Origin of the sequence: Bacillus weihaiensis, from assembly GCF_001889165.1 — a bacterium.
Lineage (GTDB): Bacteria > Bacillota > Bacilli > Bacillales > Bacillaceae > Metabacillus > Metabacillus weihaiensis.
Genome location: NZ_CP016020.1, coordinates 432,501 through 458,601, shown reverse-complemented (window position 1 = coordinate 458,601; position 26,101 = coordinate 432,501). Strand labels below are relative to the sequence as shown.

The 26,101-nt window shown below is 38.0% G+C and carries 20 protein-coding genes; 2 read left to right on the top strand and 18 right to left on the bottom strand.

The window, feature by feature from the left end:
* Positions 1-10 precede the first annotated feature (10 nt).
* From A9C19_RS02105 to A9C19_RS02050, 13 genes are all read right to left on the bottom strand, one after another.
* Positions 11-340, bottom strand: a complete 330-nt coding sequence (locus A9C19_RS02105) for a magnetosome magnetite crystal formation protein family (protein WP_083584253.1) — start codon at positions 338-340, stop codon at positions 11-13.
* Between the two features lie 237 nt (positions 341-577).
* Positions 578-1,321 (bottom strand): hypothetical protein, encoded by a 744-nt coding sequence (locus tag A9C19_RS02100; protein WP_072578423.1) that lies wholly within the window; start codon positions 1,319-1,321, stop codon positions 578-580.
* Entirely contained in the window at positions 1,314-1,844 is a 531-nt protein-coding gene (locus tag A9C19_RS02095; RefSeq protein WP_072581703.1) for an RNA polymerase sigma factor, read from the bottom strand. The genes A9C19_RS02100 and A9C19_RS02095 overlap by 8 nt, the downstream gene beginning before the upstream one ends.
* A 251-nt stretch (positions 1,845-2,095) precedes the next feature.
* Positions 2,096-4,972 carry an excinuclease ABC subunit UvrA gene (gene uvrA / locus A9C19_RS02090; protein ID WP_072578422.1) on the bottom strand — a complete coding sequence of 959 codons (2,877 nt, stop codon included), beginning with the start codon at positions 4,970-4,972 and terminating at the stop codon, positions 2,096-2,098.
* A 6-nt stretch (positions 4,973-4,978) separates the two neighbouring features.
* Positions 4,979-6,964, bottom strand: coding sequence for an excinuclease ABC subunit UvrB (gene uvrB, locus A9C19_RS02085; protein WP_072578421.1), 1,986 nt, complete (start codon positions 6,962-6,964; stop codon positions 4,979-4,981).
* Between the two features lie 410 nt (positions 6,965-7,374).
* Complete coding sequence (locus tag A9C19_RS02080) at positions 7,375-7,608, bottom strand: DUF2198 family protein (protein ID WP_072578420.1); 234 nt, start codon at positions 7,606-7,608, stop codon at positions 7,375-7,377.
* 24 nt (positions 7,609-7,632) lie between these two features.
* Positions 7,633-8,073 carry a GNAT family N-acetyltransferase gene (locus tag A9C19_RS02075; protein WP_072578419.1) on the bottom strand — a complete coding sequence of 147 codons (441 nt, stop codon included), beginning with the start codon at positions 8,071-8,073 and terminating at the stop codon, positions 7,633-7,635.
* A gap of 84 nt (positions 8,074-8,157) precedes the next feature.
* Complete coding sequence (locus A9C19_RS02070; RefSeq protein WP_072578418.1) at positions 8,158-9,744, bottom strand: peptide chain release factor 3; 1,587 nt, start codon at positions 9,742-9,744, stop codon at positions 8,158-8,160.
* 166 nt (positions 9,745-9,910) lie between these two features.
* Positions 9,911-10,081, bottom strand: a complete 171-nt coding sequence (locus A9C19_RS21640; RefSeq protein ID WP_158515044.1) for a hypothetical protein — start codon at positions 10,079-10,081, stop codon at positions 9,911-9,913.
* A gap of 166 nt (positions 10,082-10,247) precedes the next feature.
* Positions 10,248-11,246 carry an inorganic phosphate transporter gene (locus A9C19_RS02065; RefSeq protein ID WP_072578417.1) on the bottom strand — a complete coding sequence of 333 codons (999 nt, stop codon included), beginning with the start codon at positions 11,244-11,246 and terminating at the stop codon, positions 10,248-10,250.
* 14 nt (positions 11,247-11,260) lie between these two features.
* Positions 11,261-11,884, bottom strand: a complete 624-nt coding sequence (locus A9C19_RS02060; RefSeq protein ID WP_072578416.1) for a DUF47 domain-containing protein — start codon at positions 11,882-11,884, stop codon at positions 11,261-11,263.
* Between the two features lie 342 nt (positions 11,885-12,226).
* Positions 12,227-14,899, bottom strand: coding sequence for a pyruvate, phosphate dikinase (gene ppdK / locus A9C19_RS02055; protein WP_072578415.1), 2,673 nt, complete (start codon positions 14,897-14,899; stop codon positions 12,227-12,229).
* Positions 14,896-15,717, bottom strand: coding sequence for a pyruvate, water dikinase regulatory protein (locus tag A9C19_RS02050; RefSeq protein ID WP_072578414.1), 822 nt, complete (start codon positions 15,715-15,717; stop codon positions 14,896-14,898). Before A9C19_RS02050 ends, ppdK begins: the two co-directional genes overlap by 4 nt.
* A 450-nt stretch (positions 15,718-16,167) precedes the next feature.
* On the opposite strand from A9C19_RS02050, the gene A9C19_RS02045 reads away from it, so the two are divergent.
* Complete coding sequence (locus tag A9C19_RS02045; RefSeq protein ID WP_072578413.1) at positions 16,168-17,037, top strand: TetR/AcrR family transcriptional regulator; 870 nt, start codon at positions 16,168-16,170, stop codon at positions 17,035-17,037.
* A gap of 458 nt (positions 17,038-17,495) precedes the next feature.
* Here A9C19_RS02045 and A9C19_RS02040 read toward each other — a convergent pair whose 3' ends face one another.
* The 3 genes from A9C19_RS02040 to cls all read right to left on the bottom strand — a co-directional run bounded on the left by A9C19_RS02040 (position 17,496) and on the right by cls (position 21,001).
* Positions 17,496-18,026: a hypothetical protein gene (locus A9C19_RS02040; RefSeq protein WP_072578412.1), complete on the bottom strand. Its 531-nt coding sequence runs from the start codon at positions 18,024-18,026 to the stop codon at positions 17,496-17,498.
* Positions 18,027-18,493: 467 nt separating this feature from the next.
* A complete protein-coding gene (gene manA, locus A9C19_RS02035; protein ID WP_072578411.1) occupies positions 18,494-19,441 on the bottom strand; it encodes a mannose-6-phosphate isomerase, class I in 948 nt (315 codons plus the stop codon).
* 105 nt (positions 19,442-19,546) lie between these two features.
* Positions 19,547-21,001, bottom strand: coding sequence for a cardiolipin synthase (gene cls, locus A9C19_RS02030; protein WP_072578410.1), 1,455 nt, complete (start codon positions 20,999-21,001; stop codon positions 19,547-19,549).
* Between the two features lie 323 nt (positions 21,002-21,324).
* On the opposite strand from cls, the gene A9C19_RS02025 reads away from it, so the two are divergent.
* A complete protein-coding gene (locus A9C19_RS02025) occupies positions 21,325-22,617 on the top strand; it encodes an aminotransferase class I/II-fold pyridoxal phosphate-dependent enzyme (RefSeq protein ID WP_072578409.1) in 1,293 nt (430 codons plus the stop codon).
* Between the two features lie 185 nt (positions 22,618-22,802).
* Here A9C19_RS02025 and A9C19_RS02020 read toward each other — a convergent pair whose 3' ends face one another.
* Both A9C19_RS02020 and A9C19_RS02015 read right to left on the bottom strand, forming a co-directional pair.
* A complete protein-coding gene (locus tag A9C19_RS02020; RefSeq protein WP_072581702.1) occupies positions 22,803-23,942 on the bottom strand; it encodes a mannitol-1-phosphate 5-dehydrogenase in 1,140 nt (379 codons plus the stop codon).
* 5 nt (positions 23,943-23,947) lie between these two features.
* Positions 23,948-26,029, bottom strand: a complete 2,082-nt coding sequence (locus tag A9C19_RS02015) for a BglG family transcription antiterminator (protein ID WP_072578408.1) — start codon at positions 26,027-26,029, stop codon at positions 23,948-23,950.
* Positions 26,030-26,101: the final 72 nt, after the last annotated feature.

The following is a 26,101-nucleotide window of genomic DNA, read 5'->3' as shown; positions in this document are numbered from 1 at the left end:
TTTTATACCTTTATACTGACATTAATAGTTTAATACCCTTTACAATATTCCAAATAACCACAATAAGATTAATTAATCCAGCCAAAACCATACCGATGAAAAAGACTGTGAAAAATGTAGCTTCCGTTGGATTTGAAAACATACTGAACAACCCGATAATGATCAATCCTACTATAGATAAAAAAGGAACAATATGCGAGATTAACGCTTTTTTTGCATGCTCCTTCACCTCATGATGATCTGCTATAAAATAAATGGCAATTGGTAATAAGAACGGTGCAAAGAACACACTAAAGTAATTTAACGATGCTACAAATTTATTTGTTTTATCCATGTCCATTCACTCTCCCCTAATTATAGTTAGTAATACGAATGGGAGCCAAATAGGTTTCAAGTTATTGAGAATATAGGGTATAAAGGGTGAAAATAACAAAACAATTGATTGGTGGGATGTTATATGAAGGCTGTTTTCGTATAGACCATTAAGTATTTTATAGAATATCCAGTAGTATTTTCAGCAGAATACATTAATAATAGCATATAAAAAGGCCTTGCTTTACAAGACCTTCTTAGTGATTCATTCGACTTCTTTAACGATGTGAAACTCCTTTACCATTTCATCAAATCTTACTCCATGGCCTTCTGCTGCCTCTAAGAAATATCGTTCTGTTATAACATAGCTTCCAGTATGTCCATTGCTAATAACATAGGTAGTCAATACAGGACTATCCCATTCTGAACCATTCACTCCATGAAGCTTAAAACCATTAACAGGCTCGGAAATCTCCTCTGGTCCAGAAAGCTCAGGAAATTCTTCTTGTAACTGTCCTTTAAGTTCGTTTACAACTTCAGCAGGTTCACGATCAGGTATTTGTCTAATTTCCATTGAAACCTCAGGATACATTTCAGGAAGTGGTTCTTTCGTTATGATTTTGTCAGAATTTTCTCCTTGAACAAATGTATATCGTTCTTCATCAACATAAATGACATAATCAGATTCTACCCCTTTCTTTAAGGATAAAGGTGTCTCTTCCTCTTCCCCTTCTAGATTTTGAATGATTTCTTTTTCTGGCTCAAACAGTTCCTTAATTTGATCAATAATCGCATAACCAGGCTCAGAACGTAACCCAACAACGAGCAAAATACTAGCTGCCGTCGCCAACACATAAGGGTATATTCGCTTCTTTTTCTTCTTTTGGCTTCTTTGTGTAAATAGCTCATTTTCAATTTCGGCCCAAATCTCTTCCTTCATGTTTTCGTCAGAAGAATGTGTGCGGCTCACTAGTTCCTTCGTCACTTTTTCATCAAATTGATTACTCATTATGATTCACCCCATCCTCAATAGGTTGCAGTACCTTTTTCAACATATTTCTCCCCTTAAAAAGTCTTGTTTTCACCGTATTAACATTCATATCTAAGATTTCAGCAATCTCTTTTTCCTTAAATCCTTTTAAATATTTCAACAACAAGGGAATACGATATTTATCCTTTAATGATTGAATGGAATCATAAAGGTCAATAAGTGATTCCTTAGACTCTTCTGATAATCGTGATTCTTGATCATAGTTGTTAATCAATGTTATTTTTGATTCTTTTTTGAGTATTCGATTGCATTCATTGGTCAATATTCTGTAAAACCACGGCTCAAATGGTTGTTCCGGATTGTATTTATTTAAGTTCTTATACACCCTAATAAATGTTTCTTGCACCGCATCCTTTGCATACTCCCGATTCCTTGTGATTGCGGTAGCCGTTCTTATCGCATAATCTACATATTTATCGTAAAGCACTCTATAAGCATGTTTATCACCATCTAAAATCTTTCCAATCAGTTCGTTATCCATATGCCACCATTCACTCCTCTCACATTGTCGTTTAACTGACTCTTCATCATATATTACCTTCGTAAACGGAAGAAAGTTTTCTCTAAATTGATTTTTCTCATGTTTTTTTAGAAAGGGAGTGCTGTGATTATTTGTGTGTATTTTCGAGGAATAGGTTTTTTTGTCTAAGGCTTGTCCATTTACATACGTAGATACATAGAAAAAAAGAGGTGAACATTCCACCTCTTTTCCTTTTACTAAACGATATGTCTTTACGATTGAGTAACTTCTTCTTTTTCCTTAATCAACTTTCTCATACGTTCACGGTCACGTTGAATGATTGGCTTTAAGTATCTGCCTGTATGTGAATGTTCATTGTTCATTAATTCTTCTGGTGTACCGACTCCGATGATCTGTCCACCTTTATCTCCACCTTCTGGACCTAAATCAATGAGATAATCCGCTGCTTTAATGACATCCAAGTTATGTTCAATCACAAGTACGGTATCACCATTTTCCACTAAACGCTGAAGCACTTTGAGTAGGCGTGCGATATCATCTACATGTAGACCTGTTGTTGGCTCGTCCAAAATATAAAGGGAGCGACCTGTTGAGCGTCTGTGTAATTCAGATGCAAGCTTAACCCTCTGCGCTTCACCACCTGATAATGTCGTTGCCGGCTGACCTAACGTAATATAGCCTAAGCCTACGTCTAATATTGTCTGAAGCTTACGCTTAATTTTCGGGATGTTTTCAAAGAAGGTAACCGAATCCTCCACTGTCATTTCAAGTATATCTGAAATGTTTTTCCCTTTATACGTAACCTCTAATGTTTCACGATTATAGCGTTTCCCATGGCAAACTTCACATGGAACATACACATCAGGAAGGAAATGCATTTCGATCTTAATAATCCCATCTCCACGACAAGCTTCACAGCGCCCACCTTTTACATTAAAGCTGAAGCGTCCCTTTTTATAGCCTCGTACCTTTGCTTCATTCGTCGTAGCAAACACATCGCGAATGTCATCAAAAACACCTGTGTATGTTGCTGGGTTTGATCTTGGTGTGCGTCCTATCGGAGATTGATCGATATTAATAACCTTTTCTAGGTGCTCGACACCTTTTACTTCCTTATGTTCACCAGGCTTTACCTTTGATTTATGCAGCTTTTGAGATAATGATTTTAATAAAATCTCGTTTACAAGGGTACTTTTGCCTGAACCAGACACTCCCGTTACAGAAATAAAAGTACCTAAAGGAATTTTGACGCTCACATTTTTAAGGTTGTTTTCCTTTGCACCTTTCACTTCGATGTATCTTCCGTCAGGTTTTCTTCGTTCGTATGGTAAGGAGATAAATTTCGTCCCAGCTAGGTATTGACCTGTAAGAGAATTTTCATCGTTCATGACTTCTTCAGGTGTACCTGCTGAGATAACTTGTCCCCCATGAATTCCTGCACCTGGACCAATATCAATTAGATAATCTGCTGCCATCATTGTGTCTTCATCATGCTCAACGACAATTAATGTATTCCCAATATCTCGCATGCTTTGCAGTGTTTGAATAAGTCGATCATTATCACGTTGATGAAGACCTATAGATGGTTCATCTAATATATACAAAACTCCTGTTAGTCGAGAGCCAATTTGAGTTGCAAGGCGAATTCGCTGGGCTTCACCACCTGAGAGCGTGCCAGCAGATCGGTTTAACGTTAAGTAATCAAGTCCTACATTGTTTAAAAATCCTAATCTTTCACTGATTTCTTTAAAAATGAGATTGGCAATCTTCATTTCTTTTTCAGTCAAGGTAAGAGAGTCAAAAAAGTTCAATGAATCTTGAACTGAGAGTTTCGTGATCTCACCAATATGGTTTCCTTGAATAAGAACGGCTAACGATTCTCTTTTTAAACGATGTCCTTTACAGGTTGGACAATGCTGCTGACCCATATATTTTTCCATTTGCTCGCGAATATAATCGGAGCTCGTTTCCTTATAGCGACGCTCTACATTCCGAACGACACCTTCAAATTGAATGTAGTTCTCTCGAATTTGACCAAAGTCATTTTCGTATCGAAAATAAATTTCCTCTTCGTCACTTCCAAATAAGATTTTATCCATTAAATGCTTCGGAATATCCTTCACAGGAATATCCATATCAATTCCATAATGATTACATACTGCTTGAATCATTTGCGGATAATATTGAGAGCTTGTTGGCTCCCATGGCGCAATGGCATTCTGATTCAAGGATAGCTCTTTATTAGGAATGATAAGGTCCAAATCGACCTCTAGCTTTGTTCCTAAACCATCACATGATGGACACGCACCGAACGGGCTGTTAAAGGAGAACATTCTAGGCTCTAACTCTCCAATTGAAAACCCACATTGTGGGCAAGCATGATGTTCACTAAATAGTAATTCTTCTTCTCCCATAACATCAATCATGACTCTCCCTTCACCTAAGCGAAGCGCGGTTTCTAATGAATCAGCAAGACGAGAAGCAACTCCATCCTTCACAACAATTCGATCAATCACCACTTCAATAGAGTGTTTTTTATTTTTCTCAAGAGTGATGTCATCTGATAATTCCTGCATTTCTCCATTTACACGAACACGAACATAGCCCTGTTTCTTAATGTCTTCTAATACCTTTACATGTGTGCCCTTTCGACCAGATACCATTGGAGCAAGAACTTGTAGCTTCGTACGTTCTGGGTATTCCATAATCCGGTCAACCATTTGCTCAATGGTTTGGGAACTAATTTCAATTCCGTGATTTGGACAGGTCGGTCTCCCCACTCTTGCATATAGGAGTCGAAGATAATCATATATTTCCGTAACTGTCCCAACGGTTGAACGTGGATTTCGGCTTGTTGTTTTTTGATCAATTGAGATAGCAGGTGATAATCCTTCAATCGCATCCACGTCAGGCTTATCCATTTGTCCTAGAAATTGTCGCGCATAAGCTGAGAGGGATTCCACATAACGTCTTTGCCCTTCAGCATATATGGTATCAAAGGCAAGTGACGATTTACCTGAACCTGATAATCCCGTTAAGACAACGAGCTTGTCACGGGGAATCGTTACATCGATATTCTTTAAGTTATGAGCACGGGCTCCTTTTACTACGATATGTTCCATTGCCATTTATTTTCACCCCTCCGCTTTTAATTCTAATAATAAGTCACGCAGCTCAGCCGCACGTTCGAAGTTCAACGCTTTTGCTGCTTCCTTCATTTCGTTTTCCATTTCTGCTATGACTTTGTCACGCTCTTTCTTAGTAAGCTTTGATAATTTATTCGAAACTGGTGCATCGTATTCTTCCTGTGCCTCTGCAGCCATCGTTGCACGGATAACATCACGAATCTCCTTCTGAATCGTCTTAGGAGTAATGCCATGTTTAGCGTTGTAGGCTTCCTGAGTTTCACGACGGCGTTGTGTTTCATTTAAAGCGATATTCATTGATTTCGTTATTTTATCAGCATACATAATAACGTGACCTTCAGAGTTACGTGCTGCACGACCAATTGTCTGGATAAGAGAACGTTCAGAACGTAAGAAGCCTTCTTTATCAGCATCTAATATGGCCACAAGGGAAACCTCAGGTATATCAAGTCCTTCCCTTAACAAGTTAATTCCAATAAGGACATCATATTTCCCAAGACGTAGCTCACGAATAATTTCAATTCGCTCTAATGTTTTAATCTCTGAGTGGAGATAGTTAACCTTAATGCCAATCTCTTTCAAGTAATTTGTTAGATCCTCTGACATCTTTTTCGTTAGAGTTGTAATAAGCACACGTTCGTTTCGTTCAACCCTTGTATGAATCTCACCAATTAGATCATCAATTTGCCCTTGGATTGGGCGAACATCAATCGTCGGATCAAGTAGTCCAGTAGGGCGGATAATTTGCTCAATCATCTTCGGTGAATGATCGATCTCATATTGCCCTGGTGTTGCTGAGACATAGAGGATATTATGTAAATGCTTTTCAAATTCCTCAAACCGAAGTGGTCTATTGTCCATCGCTGATGGTAATCGGAATCCATGATCGACTAACACCTGCTTACGAGCCTGGTCACCATTAAACATCCCTCTAATTTGTGGGATTGTGACGTGAGACTCATCCACAACAATTAAAAAATCATCCGGAAAGAAGTCTAGCAATGTGTATGGTGTTGAACCAGATGGACGAAGCGTTAAATGACGGGAATAGTTTTCGATGCCTGAACAAAAGCCCATTTCTCTCATCATTTCCAAATCATAACGCGTTCGTTGTTCAAGACGCTGGGCTTCAAGTAGTTTTCCGTTTTCCCGAAGCTCCTCTAGCCTTTCTTCAAGCTCCGCCTCAATATTAACAATTGCCTTTTCCATCTTTTCCTCTCTCGTAACGAAGTGGGAGGCTGGGAAAATCGCAACATGCTCGCGCTCGCCTAATATTTCACCAGTAAGAGCATCGACCTCACGAATACGATCAATCTCATCACCGAAAAACTCAACACGAATACATTGTTCATCCCGTGAGGCTGGGAAAATTTCAACAACGTCTCCACGAACACGAAACGTTCCTCTTCGAAAATCAATATCATTCCGCTCATATTGAACATCCACAAGTCTTCTTAACAATTGATTTCTCTCAATCTCCATGCCTGTTCGCAGTGAAACAACAAGCTCTTTATATTCCTCAGGAGAACCGAGACCATAAATACACGACACACTTGCAATCACAATCACATCTTGTCGCTCGAATAATGCAGAGGTTGCAGAATGTCGTAGTTTATCTATTTCATCATTGATACTTGAATCTTTTTCAATAAATGTATCTGTTTGTGGCACGTATGCTTCTGGTTGATAATAATCATAGTAGCTTACAAAATATTCAACAGCATTATTAGGGAAAAATTCTTTAAATTCACTATAAAGCTGACCAGCTAGTGTTTTATTATGAGCGATGACCAAAGTGGGCTTGTTTACCTCTTTAATCACATTTGAAACAGTAAAGGTTTTACCTGTTCCTGTTGCTCCTAAAAGTGTTTGGTGCTTTTTCCCCTGTTGAATTCCTTCAACTAAAGACGTAATGGCCTTAGGCTGATCACCTTGAGGCGTATATTTCGAGACTAATTCAAATTGCTCACTCACGCAAAAGCCTCCATTCGAAAAGTATCTGTTGTATTTAGTTTACCATATATATCGTGAAAATCACTAAAAATACGAACTAAAGTTCGCATGAAATTTATTAAGATGCTACACTATTTTTAGAAGCATTAAAAAAGAGCTTCCTTTTAATAAAGAGGTATATCTATTTTTCGCACTCTGTTGAGTTGATTTTGAAGGAATCCATGGAACTACTGAGGTGGAAACCCAGTGAATGTATACTTCTGTCCGTTATGATAGGATTATTTTTTAAAAAAGTAGGAAGTGAGATTATCCAAGTCTGCTTCTTGTTCTAGAAAAAAGCGACTACCACGCACGGTTAACAAAGCCAAAAATAAAAAAGAGCCATCTCTAGCTCTTAAGATAAGTATTCCTGTTTCATCGATTACTCAAACCTAATTCTTTTTAACTAACTCACGTTTCATTTTTCTTGCATAGAAAAAACCCGCAACTAATGACATCGCATCTATTACCATAATGAAGGTGTAGTCAGCATAACCACGGGTATAAGAAGCGATTAAAAGAGCGGCTGTCAAAGCTGTTCCTACATAATGATTATAACTCACTCGTGTAAACAAAAGGACGAGTAGGAACGGGAGTACGAGTGCAAATAATACTTTTAAAACCATGTGATAAACTCCTATCTAGTTCATTTATAAGGAAAGATTATAGAAAAAGACCGTGTCCTCTTTTTGAAAGCCTAAGCTTTCGTATAGCGCTTGTGCCTTTAGGTTATCCTTTGTCGTTTCTAACAAAATTCCTGCTGCTTCTGTTTCTTCTCCTAAACGTTTTGCCGCATTCATTAATGCCTTCCCTACACCTTTACGACGATGTGCATCGTCAACGAATAAATCATTTAATAACCACTTTCGTTTCATCCCAACAGATGTGAAAATAGGATAAAGCTGTACGAATCCCAGCGGTACTTCTTCATCAAGAGCTAAGAAAATAACGGATTCGTTTTTCTCCATTCGTTCGAGGATAAATTTTTGTGCACCTTGAAGATTGCTTGGTTGGTCATAAAAGACCCGGTATTGGTTAAATAAAGTGGCTACAGCATGTAGTTCTTTTAGATGCGCTTGAATAATTTCCATAAGACCCCTACTTTTTCCTTCTATCATATCATGCTAATAGAAAAAGAGGCGAGTTCAAATCAATGAACTCACCTCCCTATCTGCTTATTGATGTGATTGGAACCCTTGGTAATCATTTTCTTCTAATAAATCAACAAGCTCAATGTCTTTTTGATTTTCTAGGAAGTAACGTAACGTAAACTCATTTTCAAAAAGAACAGCGTATGCACCAAAGCGGTCTTTAACTAACATACTTCGTGAATCAAAGAATCGCTTATCAAAATTCTCACTTTTGATCCAGCGGGGAATTCGCTCACCAAGCGATGTGAATTCAAGCTCTACATTGTATTCAGCCTTCATACGGTATTCAAATACCTCAAATTGAAGCTGACCAACGGCACCTAAGATAATGGAATCATTCAATTCCTGACGATATAACTGAATCGCTCCCTCTTGAACAAGCTGCTCAATCCCTTTACGAAATTGCTTTGCCTTCATGACGTTTTTCGCTTGAACACGCTTGAATTGCTCAGGTGGGAATTGAGGAAGCTCCTCGTATTGGTAGTTTTCCTTTCCACCAATTAATGTGTCGCCAATTTGATAAATGTTCGGATCATAAATACCGATAATATCACCTGGATAGGCTTCATCAACAGTATCACGATCTTTCGCCATAAATGCTTGGGTTTGATTTAGCTTAATGGATTTATTGGTCCTACTCAGGTTTACACTCATCCCACGTTCGAATTTTCCAGAGCACACACGGAAAAAGGCAATTCGATCACGGTGAGCAGGATTCATATTTGCTTGGATTTTAAAGATATAGCCTGAGAATTGGTCCTTGCTCGGCTCCACTAACCCTTGGTCTGTTTTACGAGGCTGTGGCTGCGCAGCAAATTGAAGGAACGTATCAAAGAATGTTTGGACTCCAAAGTTCGCAAGGGCACTACCGAAGAAAACTGGTGTTAGCTCTCCTCTACTTACTCGTTCTGGATCAAACTCATTTCCTGCCTCCTCAAGAAGCTCAATCTCACCTAATGTATCTCGGTACACTACATTCTCTTCAATGCCTGTTCCAGCGAGTTCATCGAGGGGAATCATTGCCTCCTCTTCGTCTCCTTTAAATTGAACAAATTGATTATTGAAACGGTCATGGATCCCTAAGAAACGTTTTCCACTTCCTACTGGCCAATTCATTGGGTAAGACTCAATGCCCAATACTTCTTCAATTTCAGCTAGCAACTCTAATGGATCACGACCTTCACGGTCAAGCTTGTTAATAAACGTAAAGATTGGAATTCCTCTCATACGACATACTTTAAAAAGCTTAATCGTTTGTGGCTCAACACCTTTAGTTGAGTCAATTATCATGACCACACTATCAACTGCCGTTAATGTACGATACGTATCCTCACTGAAATCTTCGTGTCCCGGTGTATCCAAAATATTAACGTGGAAATCATGGTAAGGAAAGCTCATAACACTTGATGTGACAGAGATCCCACGCTTTTTCTCAATCTCCATCCAGTCAGATGCAGCAAATTTACCAGATTTCTTCCCTTTAACCGTTCCTGTTGAACGAATAATTTGACCGAAAAATAATAATTTTTCTGTTAACGTCGTTTTACCTGCATCCGGGTGAGAGATGATAGCAAACGTACGGCGTTTGTTTATTTCCTGTTGTAAGCTCATTAGCAATAACCTCTTTTATATAAATTCGTGCTTCAAATATACTACAAAGGAGAGGAAAGAACAATTTAATCTAAAAAATACGATGACCATAGTAGTCAAAGAAAAGGCCTGGTGTAAGACTATACGTAAAAGAATCATAATAAAAAACAGAGAAATATATCTCTGTTTATCGACGATAACCTACTTGTCTTTTCTCGTTAAGAGGTTTCTTCTGATCTACCAAACTCCAGGCAGTTTTATATTCGTATTTCTTTCCCCAAATGTGAATTAACATTTTCATACCTGTTATAAAACTTAATAGAAGTAAAGAAACAATTAAAAATAAGATGTCTTGCATTAATATCTCTCCTCTCCGTCTCCTTGTCCTAGTATATGAACGGAATAGAGAACTATGAATGCAAGTGTAGGCTTAATGCCATTCTTCACTTCATAACTATCTAACTATCAATCACTCTTACACCACCGACACTAAAAAACAGCACTCTCATATGAATGCTGTTTCTCTACAAAAAGATATTTACTAGATAATAAATAATCCCTGCTAAAATAGCTGAAGCTGGAAGGGTGATAACCCATGTAATAACCATCATTTGAGCCGTTCCCCAGTTGACCCCCTTTTTCCGATGAGACGAACCGACACCAAGAATAGAGGATGAAATAACATGTGTTGTACTCACTGGTAAATGAAACAAAGTTGCTCCTAGGATAATCCCAGCTGATGATAGGTCCGCCGCGACACCGTTTACTGGACGGATTTTCATGATTTTATTTCCAACTGTTTTAATGATTCTCCAGCCACCGACTGACGTCCCTAACCCCATTGCAAGGGCACATGAGAATTGGACCCAAAAAGGAATGTCTAATGAGTGATGGTAGTTGTTCGCAATCAGAGCTAATGTGATAATTCCCATTGCCTTTTGCGCGTCATTCGTACCATGGGTATAGGATTGAAAGGCTGCAGTAATGATTTGATACCGTCTAAATCGATTATTTGATTTCATTAAAGATTGGTTTCGAAAAACAACTTTAAATAAACTATATACAATGTATCCAATGACAAAGGCCAAAATCGGGGTTAAAAACAATGATTGTATAATCTTGAAAAAACCATTAAAGTCAATGATAAATAAACCCGATGCCGCAATTGCAGCACCTACGATGGAACCAATAATGGCATGTGATGAGCTACTTGGAATTCCATAGTACCAGGTTAGCATATTCCATATAATCGCAGATAATAAAGCCGCTAGAATAATAACCGAACCATTCTGTAAGGTAAAGGGGTCAATAATATCACTTGTGATTGTTTTAGCAACCCCCGTAAAGGTAAGAGCACCGACAAAATTCATGACTGCTGCAAGGACAACTGCTTGTCTAGGCTTTAACGCTTTTGTGGAAACACTAGTTGCAATCGCATTGGCTGTATCATGAAAGCCATTGATAAAGTCAAATAGAAGAGCACCAAAAACAATAAGGATCGTTATCAACAAAGTTGCGTCCATATTAGATAATCATCCTACGCATTCTTCATCGCTATACTATCTAAAATATTAGCAACCTTCCGACAATCATCTACAATGCCTTCTAATGCTTCATAAATGTCTTTATGTTGAATAATTTTTATCGGGTCCTTCACACCAGCGAATAGGTTCTTCACCGCTACACGTAATAAATTATCACTATTAGATTCATGCTCTTTAATTCGTAAAGAGTAGGTTGAAATATCTTGCAGCTTTTTACTAGACAAACATTCAATAGCTTGAGATATTTCTATTGCACATTGATGAATCGTCTGAATAAACTTTTTCATATGCTCAGTTAGTTCAACAACTGAATACATCTCAAGCATAGCCCCAATATGCTCTAGTCCATCTAATACGTCATCTAATTGAATCGCCAGCTCTAATATATCCTCACGATCAATTGGGGTAATGAAGGTTTGATTTAACTCTTTCGTAATAATATGTATGTATTCGTCCCCTTGATTTTCATAGTCCTTCACTGTCTCTAAGAACAACTGTAAATCATGATGATTAGCTATAGTATGTTCAACACAGAACCTCGTAGTTTTCTCCAGATTACCTGTGATTTTTACTAAAAGCTCTGAGAATTTATCTCTTTTTCCTTTTGAAAAAACCATATGAAAAGTCCCCCATCAATAACTTGTCCTTATCTTAGCTTACGTTGAAAAATCAGAAACATGCTGATTATTTAGTCTGTGCTAATATTGGAGTATCTTACATTGTAGCTTATCTTTTTATCTTTCGCTATTGATTTTAAAAAAATATTGTCGGTTTCACTTGACATAGAGAGCGTTTTACATATACTTGAAATTCTCTTATCTTTACGTTCCTATGAAACGATGTTAACCCACGAAGGAAATGTAAAAAGCGAGTGATGATCTGGTGTACTTCCCCTTTTAAAAATCATATAAATAGGATTACTTATGGAAGAAATAAATTCACATAAGTAATCCTTACTCTTAACATTGGGTTTGAGGCTGCTTAGTCTCCTTTTGCCCTGCTCTTATCGTTGCTTGAGCTGCTGCTAATCTCGCTAGCGGGACACGGTATGGAGAACAGCTTACATAATCAAGCCCTACTTCATGACAAAATTGAATCGATTTCTTTTCTCCGCCATGCTCTCCACAAATCCCTGTTTTTAAGTTAGGCTTCGTATTACGACCAAGCTTCACGCCTGTCTCAATGAGCTTACCAACTCCATCCACATCAAGTGTTGCAAATGGATTATTTGGTAATACTTTTGTTTCAATATAGGCTTGAAGGAATTTACCTTCTGCATCATCGCGACTATAGCCAAACGTTGTTTGCGTCAGGTCATTCGTACCAAATGAGAAGAAATCCGCTTCTTCAGCAATCTCATCTGCCGTTAAGGCCGCACGCGGCACCTCTACCATGGTTCCAATTACATAATCCACTACCTGCCCCGTTTCCTCCATGACCTCAAGTTCAGCATCTACCACTAGCTGACGCATGTGCTTTAATTCATTCACATGTCCCACTAGAGGAATCATAATTTCCGGCTTCACTGGAATATCTTTCTCCATTGAACGAGCAATTGCATGAAAAATGGCCTTTACTTGCATCACATAAATCTCAGGGAAAATCATTCCAAGTCGACAACCACGGTGACCTAGCATTGGATTAAATTCATGAAGCTGTCGAACCTTTCGTAAAAGCTGCTCTTTTTCTTTCAACTCCTCCGAATCTCCATCCTTCATCCGAAGCTTCGTAATGTCTATGAGTAATTCTTCCTTATCGGGAAGAAATTCATGTAAAGGTGGATCTAGTAACCGGATCGTGACTGGATTCCCATTCATCACCTCAAAAATGCCTTCAAAATCCTCCTGCTGCATCGGAAGTAATTTTGAAAGAGCTATTGATCGTTCATCGAACGTTTCCGCCATAATCATCTCTTGTACGATTGGAATACGAGTTGCATCCATAAACATGTGCTCCGTACGACAAAGACCAATTCCCTCTGCACCAAACTCCATCGCTTTTTTAGCATCTGTAGGATTATCTGCATTTGCACGAACCCCTAGTGTCCTTTTTTCATCTGCCCACAGTAATAGTTGTCTGAATTCTTCAGATAATTTCGGCTCAATCATTGCGATTTCACCCAAGAATATTTCCCCTGTTGACCCATCAACCGTAATGATATCTCCTTCTCTAACTACGGTTTCACCAACCTTGAATTGCTTTTGTATCAAATCAATTGTCAACGAATCACATCCACAAATACATGCCTTTCCCATCCCACGTGCAACAACCGCTGCATGACTAGTCATACCACCACGACTTGTGACCGTTGCTTGTGAGGCAATCATTCCGTGAATATCATCCGGAGTCGTTTCAGGACGAACGAGGATCACACTTTGATGATCATTTGCTAGACGTTCTGCTACATCTGCATCAAATACGACCAGTCCTGTTGCTGCACCAGGGGATGCTGGTAAACCTTTTGCTAGCTGTTGTTTGTCAGAAGTATCATCAATTCTTCTGTGTAACAATTGATTTAATTGGTCAGGGTCTACTCGGAGCAGTGCTTCCTCTTTCGTAATCATTCCCTCTTCTACCAATTCCACCGCAATACGGATGGCTGCTTCTGCTGTTCTTTTCCCTGTCCTTGTTTGTAGAATGTATAAACTCCCACGTTCAACAGTGAACTCAATGTCTTGCATATCACGATAATGCTTTTCTAAAAGCTCACACGTATGGGCAAATTGTTCATACACATCCGGCATTTCCTTCTGTAAAGTAGCGATAGGCTGCGGTGTACGAATTCCTGCTACGACATCTTCTCCCTGTGCATTTATTAAGTATTCGCCATAAAGCTTTGCTTCCCCCGTAGCAGGGTTTCTTGTAAAAGCAACTCCTGTTCCAGAATCAGGACCCATATTCCCAAATACCATACTCTGAATAGTAACAGCAGTTCCTAAGTTTTCTGGAATTTGATTGAGTCGGCGATACACGATAGCTCGTTGATTATGCCAAGAATCAAATACAGCGCTAATGGCAAGAAATAGCTGCTCCTTAGGATCTTGCGGAAACAGTCTTTTCGCATGCTTTTTCACGATTTCTTTATACCTAATAATTATCTCCTGCCAATCAGCAGCCGTCATTTCAGGGTCAGACTGATATCCCTTTGCAGCTCTCATTTCTTCCACACATTGTTCAAAATAAAAGCTATCTATTTTTAATACGACATCACTAAACATCTGGATAAATCGTCGGTAGGAATCATAGGCAAACCTCGGATTAAGGGTTAACTCCGCTAGCCCTTCAACTGTCTCATCATTCATCCCTAGATTTAATACCGTATCCATCATCCCTGGCATGGAATGAACAGCACCTGATCGAACAGATACAAGTAATGGGTTTAACGGGTCACCTAGTGTCTTGTCTGTTGCCTCTTCAAGAGATGATAGCGCTTCTAAAATTTGAAACTCTATATCTACTGATATGGCTTTTCCAATCTTGTAGTAGTCATGACAAGCTTCTGTTGTAACCGTAAATCCATACGGAACAGGTAAACCAATTTTCGTCATTTCTGCTAAATTTGCACCTTTACCACCTAAGAGCTCCTTCTTTTTCCCATTTCCTTCATTAAACATATAAACAAATTTCGTCATAGAGTTGCTTCTCCTCTCTGTTTGAACATGGCTAAAATGATATCTGCTGTTTCCTCAATGGCCTTGTTTGATACATTTATTACAGGACACCCTATTCTTTTCATAATCTTCTCTGCATAATCTAATTCATCAAGAATTCGTTCGAGATTTGCATAATTCGCCTGTGTAGTAAGTCCGAGATTTTTAAGGCGCTCAATTCGTATTTCATTTAATTTAGTAGGAGTAATAATGAGACCCACTACTTTATTCTTCGGTATCGTAAAAAGCTCTTTTGGTGGGGCAACCTCCGGGACTAATGGAATATTAGCGACTTTAAAGCGCTTATGAGCAAGATACATCGACAGCGGAGTTTTAGACGTTCGAGATACACCGATCAACACCATATCAGCATGCTTTAATCCTCTTGGATCCTGGCCATCATCGTATTTCACAGCAAACTCAATTGCCTCAACTCTTCTAAAATAGTTTTCATCTAATCTCCTCATTAAACCAGGTTCGCTTTTAGGTCCACTTTGAAACTTCTTACTGAATGCCTCCATCAGCGGATGCATTAAATCAACAGCTATAATTCCTTCCTCTTGGGATTTCTCGTCAAGAAAATTCTTTAAGCTAGGGACAACTAGCGTATAGGCAATCATACTGTTTCGCAGCTTAGCAAGCTCAACAATATGTTGAATTTCTTCCTTTTCCTGAACGTATGAAAAATGCTTTATGTCTACTTCACCACCATTAAACTGTGCCGCAACAGCCTTCACCATTAATTCAGCTGTTTCACCAACAGAATCTGAAACTAAATAAACAATCTCCTTATTCTTCACCGTTACCCTCCCAACAAAAAAACAACAATAATGTTATACAATTAAAGTTAATGTGTTATACTAATTGTTTTTTATCTTACCATCATTAGGAAAGAGACGCAATCCCTTTTTTGACTATAATTGAGAGTGTATGTGGAAGGAATTGGGTATAGAGGTATATCGACTAAAGAGTCTAGCTGTCGAGGTAGACCTTGAAAGGTTCGGTGCTTTCATTACACTTTATGAAGATTTGTACAGGATAGGGTTTTCCACTAATAAGGAGTGTGTCTTAAGCAAACTTGTTTCTTAAAACAAAATTCTTTATGCTATTCATAGTAAACTTGGTCATATAAAATGATAGGTGCCATGTAGCACCATCCAACAGTATAGGGAGAGAATCCGTCATATCTCTTGACATATAGTAAATCCGAATAGATTGAAGAAAATTGTAGCCTACTAAAGGAGATCGTCATGAACGCTAAGGAAAAAAAGATTATTGAAGAAAGTATGAAGCTCTTTGCAAAGAAAGGATACTCAACAACCTCTATCCAAGAAATTGTTGATGCTTGTGGAATGTCCAAAGGAGCTTTTTATCTTCATTTTAAATCTAAGGATGCTCTATTACTCGAAGCTTTTAAATATCAATTTACAATGATAAAGTCAAAAATTGACGCACTACCGATTGAACAATACCATCCAAAAGAAGCATTTGTTCTGCAGCTTAAAACACAATTTGAGGAAATTAAGAAACATAAAGACTTTATTATCATGCAAATTCGCGAGCAAACCACTCCAATTAATGGAGAAGTAGAAGAATTCATGAGGAATATGGGTTTAGAGATTGGCACCTTGTATCACCATTCTCTTTCAAAGCTCTATGGAGAAGCTATTGCCCCTTACTTATTTGATTTAAATGTCATTCTTCAGGGGATTATCCATTCTTACCTTAAGTTTATAATATTTGAACAAGCTACATTTGACCTTGAAACATTATCCTACTATATTGTCAACCGAATCGATGACTTAGCAAAAGGCTACCAAGAATCAACAGATGAACCCATTCTTGCAGCTGATTGGGTCACAAAACAAAAAGAGACGCCCCAACCAAATAGTCGTGAAGACATTCTAGAGCTTGTATCTAAAGCTAAAAAGATCGTGAAGGATGAAGAATTATTTATCACACTAGAAGTTATTGAAGAAGAGCTAAAAAAGAACGAACCTAGGCTACCCGTCATACAAGGCATGGTCGGCAACATTAAAGCTGATTCTCCCCTTCACCCTTTAAAGAAAGTAATTCAGGAATATATAGAGGAAAAAAAGGGAGATAGATCTGGGTTTTGATTAGTAGGATATGTTTTAAGGTGGCTATAATAAGAGCGGCTTCAGGGAGAAATACGTAGTCATTATTGAAGAAGAAAGTACTCCTAAAGGGTCAGCTTATGGACCAAATGATCTTTTGGGAACCAAGGTGATGCAAGGTAAACCATCTGGCTCATGCGTTTGTTTGAACTCTTCCTTGATAAGATCTCCATCAGTTCATGTGCTATATAAGCGCATTTTATAGGATGTTTTACTGCAGCACATACAGTTGATTGAAGTAGAAGGCTCAGAGACTCCTGCGGGGGCAGGTGAACAGGTGAGACCTCGCAGGAGCCAGAGACGCGGGAGGCTCACCGACCAGCCCCGCGGAAGCGAAGCGCTTGGAACAGAAACCTTTATCCACAATAAAAAGATGTAGGTAATCACTATTTATCCCACATCATACTAACTCGTCCACTTTCTTAGACAGTGAGAAATCTTTAATTAGTATCAAACGACCCCCAGAATTCATTAATGTGAATTTTCATACGTTCTATTTTATGCTCCTCATTTACATTAGCTTGACCATTTAAAATACCAATTTCAGATTTGTCATTTCCTTCTTTTTGGTACTCTAATTCAACTTTAAAGTTATAAATAATCTCTTTTGAATCAGTTTTTTCCCATTCAATATTTTTCACCTTTAGTTTGACATTATTTTTTATTGGTTCTATCAACAATGTAGTGCCGTAATAATTAACATACTCCAGAAACGCTTCTTCATCTGCAAAATATTCTTTGTATAGGTTTTCTTCATATTTTCTTTGAGCCTCTAAATTATCATAGCTATCTACATCATTAACTATTTGTATCAATTCATCGTCTGGCCCGTTAAGATTATTCTTTAAAACTGCTTCAATTGTTTGTATATTTTCATCTTGAGTTTCTGATTCAGTTTTTTCCGTACAACCAACCAAAAAGAATGAAGCGAATAAAACTGTGGCAAAAGCAACATACATATATTTCTTCAAATAAATCCCCCCTGGATTAAGTTTAGCATACTTCCATCCAATAAATACCAAATTTAAGGGTGAATATTTACGTTATCTTATTCTAGCTAAAGTTTTCATTAGGAAGATTCCGTCCGCTTTGAAGGCTTGTTTTGATATTGAGAGGATATTGAGAGGATTTTGAAGGAAATACCCGTGAGTTCATGGGAGCTATCTGAGATTTTTGCTCTTTTGCACGAGTTTTGAACATCTAGCTGTGATTCTTGCACCTCTTTCCGCGATTCTCGCACTCCTTTCCGCGATTCTTGCACTCCTTTCCGCGATTCTTGCACCTCTTTCCGCTATTAGACTCATTTCGACAAAAATCTCACTTACTTACCTGCCTGCCCGCTCACTCACCTGCCCCCCACTTACCTCCCTCCTTAAGTTCTAAAACTAGTCCTCTCCCATCAAAAAAAGCCCCAACTAAAGGGGCTTTTTCACATAACTTATGGATGGGACACAATGAGCTCAATAGTGCCTTCAATCGTTAATTGCTCTGCATTAGCTGTTAGGATGAAGTGATCACCTTTTTTGATACTAAGCGTTTCACCGTTTGTTTTCACGACTCCCTGCCCACTGATAACACTACAAAGGAGGAAAGGGGCTTTACGGTTATAGGTGTATGTATCTTGAACGGTCCACTTGTAAACAGAGAAATATTCTTCTTCTGCGAATGTGGTGATCGTGGCTGTTCCTTCTTGAATCGTTCGGTGCTCAGAGTGGTTTACTTGATCTGGGACTGTTGTAACTTCAATTGCCTTATCTAGGTGTAATTCTCTGGTTTGACCATTTGCGTCCACTCGATCGTAGTCATACACACGGTAGGTCGTATCCGAGCTTTGCTGCGTTTCTAATACAAGCGTTCCTTCACAAAGAGCATGGAGGGTCCCACTTGGAACATAGAAAAAATCACCTGGCTTTATTTTCACTCGTCTAAGGAGATCGTCCCATCTACCCGAATGAATCATTTGTACGAACTGTTCCTTCGTTTGGGCGTGATGACCAAAAATCATCTCTGCATCCTCTTTACAGTCAATAATATACCAGCACTCAGTTTTCCCTAATTCACCATTTTCGTTTACTTTTGCATATTCATCGTTAGGGTGGACCTGTACGCTAAGATCTGCTTTCGCGTCTAATATTTTTGTTAACAGAGGGAAACGATCTCCTTCCATTTGTTGAAATAAATCACGTTGATTTTCCCATAGCCAGCTTAATTCTTTTCCAGCAAAAGGACCGTTTTCAACTGTACAATTTCCATTCGGATGTGCACTAATAGCCCAGCACTCTCCAGTTTGTTCACTTGGAATTTCGTATCCGAAGGAATCTCTCAATGTAGTACCACCCCAAATTCGTTCTTGAAAAATGGGCTTTAACTTTAATAATTCTACCATTCGGTCTACCACCTTTTAAAAATTTCTATGTATATTCTACTAGTTAGTGTCAACGAAACATCGAGTAGTTGTCAAATAATAAATAATTTCAGCTCTCCTCCCTACCTATAAGATTGGAGATAATAATCTTGAAACGGATTCTTTAAACCGAATGATTTTTTTTCGATTTACATAGGCTTCTAATGTTAATTCGCGTGAGACGCTTTGGTCGTGTTGAAATGCTTCTACTAGCTCCAACGCGATTTCAGCATCATAGACGAAGGCATTGACCTCAAAATTCAATTTAAAGCTACGCATGTCAATGTTCGCGGTTCCAACAGAGGCTAATTCCTCATCCACCACAATAGTTTTTGCATGAATAAAGCCATTGTCGTAAATATACACACGAGCTCCTGAGTTTAAAAGCTCTCCAACATATGACATTGTTGCCCAATAAACAAAAGGATGGTCTGGCTTGTTTGGAATCATGAGCTCCACGTCAACTCCTGACAAGCAGGCAATTTTTAATGCATCTAAAAGACTTGCATCAGGGATAAAATAAGGTGTTTGAATTCGAATGGATTTTTTTGCAGTTGACACCATTTTAATGTAACCATTTTTGATTTGTTCCCATTCTGAATCAGGGCCACTGGTCACAATTTGCACGGAACTAGATCCTTTCGAATTTTCCTCTGGTTCAGGGAAAAAGTGACTTGAAAAAGCAATTTTTTGTTTTTCCGTTGCTTGATTCCAGTCCAAAATAAATCTGGTTTGGATTGCATGAACAGCTCTTCCATGGATACGCAAATGGGTGTCTCTCCAATACCCAAATTTAGGGTCAAGGCCTAAATACTCATCACCAACGTTAAACCCACCTACATACCCCACTTTTCCATCAATAATGACAAGCTTGCGATGATTCCGGTAATTCATTCGTAAGTTAATCCAACGTAGCCGTGACGGGAAAAACACTTCAACCTCACCATCAGCCTGACGCAATCTCTTAAAGAAGGATGGTCTAAGGCCCCTCGAACCCAAGTCATCGTACAAAACTTTAACCCTTACACCTTGCTTTGCCTTCTTTTCTAATTCCTCAATTAGTCTTATGCCAAGCTGATCTTTTTTCAAAATATAATATTGAAGATGTATATGATGCTCAGCAGCTTGTATATCCTTTAAAAGTTGATTAAATTTTTGATGACCGTCCGTGAAGATCTCAATCATATTATCGTCTGTTAAAATCGCATCGTTATTTAGAATATGCATACTTATTAATTGCTTATTGTTTTTTGCTACTTCATCTCGAAATTCAAACGTATTATTTCTTATGCTTTCTAATTGAGTAGCAATGATTTTTTCAATCCCGAGCTTTTTTCGATCCTCCCATTGAAACATATGATATCGACTTAAATTTTGTCCTAACAGCATATACAAAACAAAGCCTAATACAGGGATGAAAAAAAGGACAAGAAGCCAAGCCCAAGAGGCCGTTGCATCTCTTCGCTCTCGGAAGATTACGATGACGGCAAACACAATGTTTAATACGATAATAAAACCAAGCAAAATAGTCGTAATCTCCATATAGATCTTCCTCACATACTATAGTAGGTAGTTCATCTTCGTTTCTTATCTGTTCTGTGTTAGGTATAGTATACCTTGAAAACAGATAGTGGTTCACTTATTAATTAACCCTAACACATGATATTCAGCTACGACATGAAGGTTGACAGCAGAAGTATTGGATGATTTTTTTAAATAAACGTTTGTTTAACTTTTTAAATAAAGAGTGTACAGAAACTTATGAAAAGAAATGACAAAGACTACTGTGAGAACAATCTTTACTGTGTTAAAATATTCGGTAATGAATTTTGAAAATACTTTTTTCTAATAGAGGTGGAAAAATAATGAATGAATTAGCACAAGCGTTAAATTCAGCATTAAAAGCGGATAATGAATATGTTTACGACATGTTGTCCCCGCTTGGAAAAGAAATGTTTTATCCAAAAGGAATTTTAAGTCAATCTGCAGAAGCTGGTAAAAAAGCAACAAAATTTAATGCAACGATTGGGATTGCAACTGAGAACAACCAACCCATGCATTTCCAGCATATCCAAGACTTATTTGGAGATCGTGTCGCACCAAAGGACCTATTCCCCTATGCACCTCCACAAGGAAAAGAAACATTAAGAAGTGAATGGAAGAAAAAAATTCTAAAAGACAATCCATCTTTAGATGGTGCAATAATTGGTAATCCGATTGTTACGAATGCATTAACTCACGGATTAAGTATAGCTGCTGATTTATTTACGGAGGAAGGTACACCTGTTATTTTACCTGATAAATATTGGGGTAATTATAACTTAACGTTCAAAACTCGTCGTGGTGCAACAGTCGCAACCTACCCATTATTTAATGAAAAGAACGGCTTTAATGTTGAAGGATTAAAAGAAACAATCGCAGCAAATAAAGAAGCTGGGAAAGTGGTTGTGGTCTTAAACTTCCCAAATAACCCAACTGGTTATACACCACTTGAGGATGAAGCGAAAGAGATTGTAGCTGTGTTAACAGAGGCAGCTGAGGAAGGCTTAAACATTGTTACGCTAATTGATGATGCGTATTTCGGATTATTTTATGAGGATTCAATGAAGGAATCGATCTTCAGCTTATTAGCTGATGCTCATCCACGTGTTCTTCCAGTGAAAATTGACGGTGCAACAAAAGAAAATTATGTTTGGGGCTTCCGTGTAGGCTTTATTACGTTTGCGAGCAGAAGTGAAGCTGTCCTGAACTCTCTAGAACAGAAAACAAAAGGGCTTATTCGTGGAACCATCTCAAGTAGCTCACATCCGTCTCAGTCAATCATTTTACAGTCCCTACAATCAAATGAGTTTGACGTTGAAAAAGACGAAAAATTTGCGTTAATGAAACGCCGTGCTGATAAAACAAAAGAAGTTTTAAACAAGGAGGAATACCAAAAATATTGGACGTACTACCCGTTCAACTCTGGCTACTTTATGTGTCTTAAACTTCACACTATCGACGCAGAGCAGCTAAGACTTCACCTATTAGACAAATACGGAGTTGGTACCATTTCCATCAATCCAACAGACCTTCGAATCGCCTTCTCCTGTGTAGAAGACGAAGACATTGAAGAGCTATTTGACCTTATCGCTCAAGGTGCTGCTGATTTGGCATAATCTGTGTTGGTTACCGCCAAAATTCTGTCGATTAGAGCCCACTACCCTCATAGAGTAGCGGGCTCTTTTTTAGTACACGAAAGGTGACAAAACATCTATCAATCTCACCAGTTTAAAAGACCAAAACAAAAAAAGCTTACAGAAAAGGGTACTCCCCAATTCTGTAAGCTTGTAAGTGTGCTACATTATTTCTTTAATAAGTCATATTGCTTCATCACTTCTTGTGTAATCTCACTATCTTCTTCTAGATGACTCACCTTTTTAAGTACAGCTGCTACTCCATCTGCTTTAATGATGCTTTGAATTTCTGTTGCTTCTGGATCTTCTTGATAATCAAAAAGTAAGGCTGCTGCAATAGCTTTAGCAAGGTTTGAATAAGCTAAGCCTGCTTTTTGAGCCTCAGTTGTTGGACGAACAAGACGATCTTCTGGTCCTAATTTACGAATTGGTGCACGGCCTACTCTTGTTACACCATCGTTTAAATATGGATTTTTGAAGCGCTCAATGTTTTTGTTAATATAGGCAGTATGTTCTTCTTCATTAAGACCATATTGCTTAACCAAATAAGCACCCGTTTCCTTTAATGTCTCTCTCACTTGATTTGCAATTTGATCATCCGCTAAAGTCTTATCGATTGTTTCTTTTCCTTGAAGGTATCCAAAGTAAGCGATAACTGCATGGCCTGTATTAACCGTAAATAATTTTCTCTCGATAAACGGAGCAAGATCTCCTACAATTGTCATTCCTTCTACATGTGGAATGCTTTCTTTCGTTTCCACAACCCACTCATAATAAGGCTCTACAAGCACATCTAAAGAGTCTTGATCTTGAATTGGAACAATACGGTCTACAGCAGAATTGAAGAAATACACGCGACCGTCAAGCTTTGCCTTCGTATCTTCATCAAGATTTTCCATAATATGCTCTTTTAAAATATCCGTTGCACCAATTTGGTTTTCACAAGCAATAACATATAGCTTTTCATTACTTGAAGAGAGACGACTTGTAATACCACGTGCAATTAGCGGAGCGATTCTTGGTAAAATATTTGGTCCAATTGCCGTTGTTAAATAGGTTGCTTCCGAAATCGTTTGAATGACATCCTCTACTTGGTGAAGGTTGTTTAAACCTGAGACATTTTCAATTGTTACAGTCTCTTTCTCTTCTGTTGCTAATACGACATTATACTTTTTTTCCTCATTTAGTTTATTAATAATCTGATCGGCAATATCTACGAAGGTTACATGATAACCTGATTGAGAAAAAAGGGAACCAATAAAACCTCTACCAATATTTCCAGCACCAAAATGAACGGCTTTCTTCATCATTATCATTCCTTTACTAAATTATTTTGTAAGTATTCTAAAAATAGATCCTCTAATTTTTTTCGAATCATTGATTCATTGGAAGAGGAGAAAATCATCATAGACATATTATTCTCAATTAAGCTTGTACTGATGATACTTAATATCTCTTGTTCTCTCTTGCTCATGTTAGCAGGTGCAAGCATTAAAAGAAGGCTCTTCATTTCCATTTCTTCCCCATTCATCCCTTTAATTGTACAGGGCTGATTAAGGTGTGATATTTGAAAAATTAACTCCTTAATATGTTCACTTCGGCAATGAAATAGCGCCATCGTGGTCTCAGGTATTCCGAAACCACCTTTTTTTTCCCTCTCATGCAATTCATACATCACTTCATGTGAATCGGTTAGAAGACCATCTTTTTCTGCCTGTTCCACCATTTCTGTTAACACAGGTAAATGGGTACCAGTATGTTCTTTTCGGTAGACACGAAAATTATCTAAAATGGACTCAATACTGAAAGAAACATCCTTTATTTCTTGTAAAAGTTCTCTCACCTTAGGGTGCTTACCTTTTCCGATATCTTTTGTCACAGGCTCTACATTCTTTGTGATTCTTGTTAACTTCTCTAAGTTGGTTTTTACGTAATTACGGATAGATTGTATATCCTTTTCACTTAATAATGGACTTACAAGTGTATAATCAAGATCAGTATAAGGGAGCCTTACAGTGGAAATTACAATATCTTCTTCTTTAAAGGTAGCTGCCTGAAACTCAGTAAGAGACAGAATCTCAACAGTTTGAATTTCGGCAATTTCCTTCTGAATTCTGCTAGCAAGCATCTTAGATGTGCCTATCCCCGTTGGACAAACAACCACCGCTTTTATATTCACATCTTCTTCTTGCATAAGGAGAGCAGAACCAAAGTGAAGAACTATAAAGGCAACCTCATCATCTGGAAATTGGATATCTTTAAATTCGCTTTCCAAGCTATCTTTCACAGCCATAAACAAAACCGGATACTTCTTCCTGATCTCTTCTGTCATCGGGTTAAATAACTCCATCTTTTGCTTTAATCGATAGATAGAAGGCTCCATATGCGCCATTAACCCTTGATACAGTGAAAAATCATCAGATAAATCAACATGAAGCTTAGATGATACCTTCCTTATTACCTTTTTAATGAGCTGTCCTAAAATGATTCCATCATAATCGATTGAATCAGCCGCTTGAACCTTCGAACCCTTTAAGATGACACTTAAAAAATAAAGATCACTTTTGGTTAATGAGACAGATAGCCTTTCACTTAATTCACCCGCTATTGACTCGATCAGTCTATACTCATGCGTCTCAACCTGATCTTTTATGACTAATTCATCGAGCATTAAGTTATTTTTTGTCCGTTGAATAGTCAAGCACGTATAGACAACAAGCCCAATATAATCACTGTCAATTAACCTGATTTGTTTTTTACTCAAAGCTAAGTTGGTTACTTGATCAACAATCTGCAAAATATCCGGTGAAAAGTAACCTAAAATCGGTGTGGAGAACTGATTACCCTTTTGAATGAGATATAGGCTTTCAATCATTTCTTCATAAAAATAAACCATAAAGAAATTAACTAAAGCATGTCGCTTATTCGCCTCATCAGCTGACACCTCCACACCCACTCCCCTTTTCCTCGTGAGTGTTATGGAGAACTTACTTAACCAGCCTGCAAGCTCATCGAGATATACTGTGAGAGTAGCCTGACTAACACCTAACTGATTTGCAATCACTTGTTTTTTAAAATAAGGACCTTCTTGAAGCAAAATAATCAGCAAGCTTAATTTTCTCTCTTCAGGTGTTTCGTCAGTAGGCACTATACTCGTTAACTTTTGAATCAATTTGAATATTTGTTCGTCTTTTCCGTCAATGAAAAGACCTTCATTATTCGTGCGCTTTAATTCTACTTGATATTCATGAAGAATCTTTTCTACTGATTTTAAGTTCCGCTGAATGGTTCTTCCACTAACATTTAAATAATCAGCCAGAGTTGAAACAGTATGCTTTCCGGAGGTTCTTATGATTAGATCAATGATGGATTTTTCTCTAGAAGTGATAACCATTCTATCCACTCATTTCTTTTATAAGCTTTCCTTATAAGCTTTATTTGTAAACATGTGACTGTTCTCATAAGA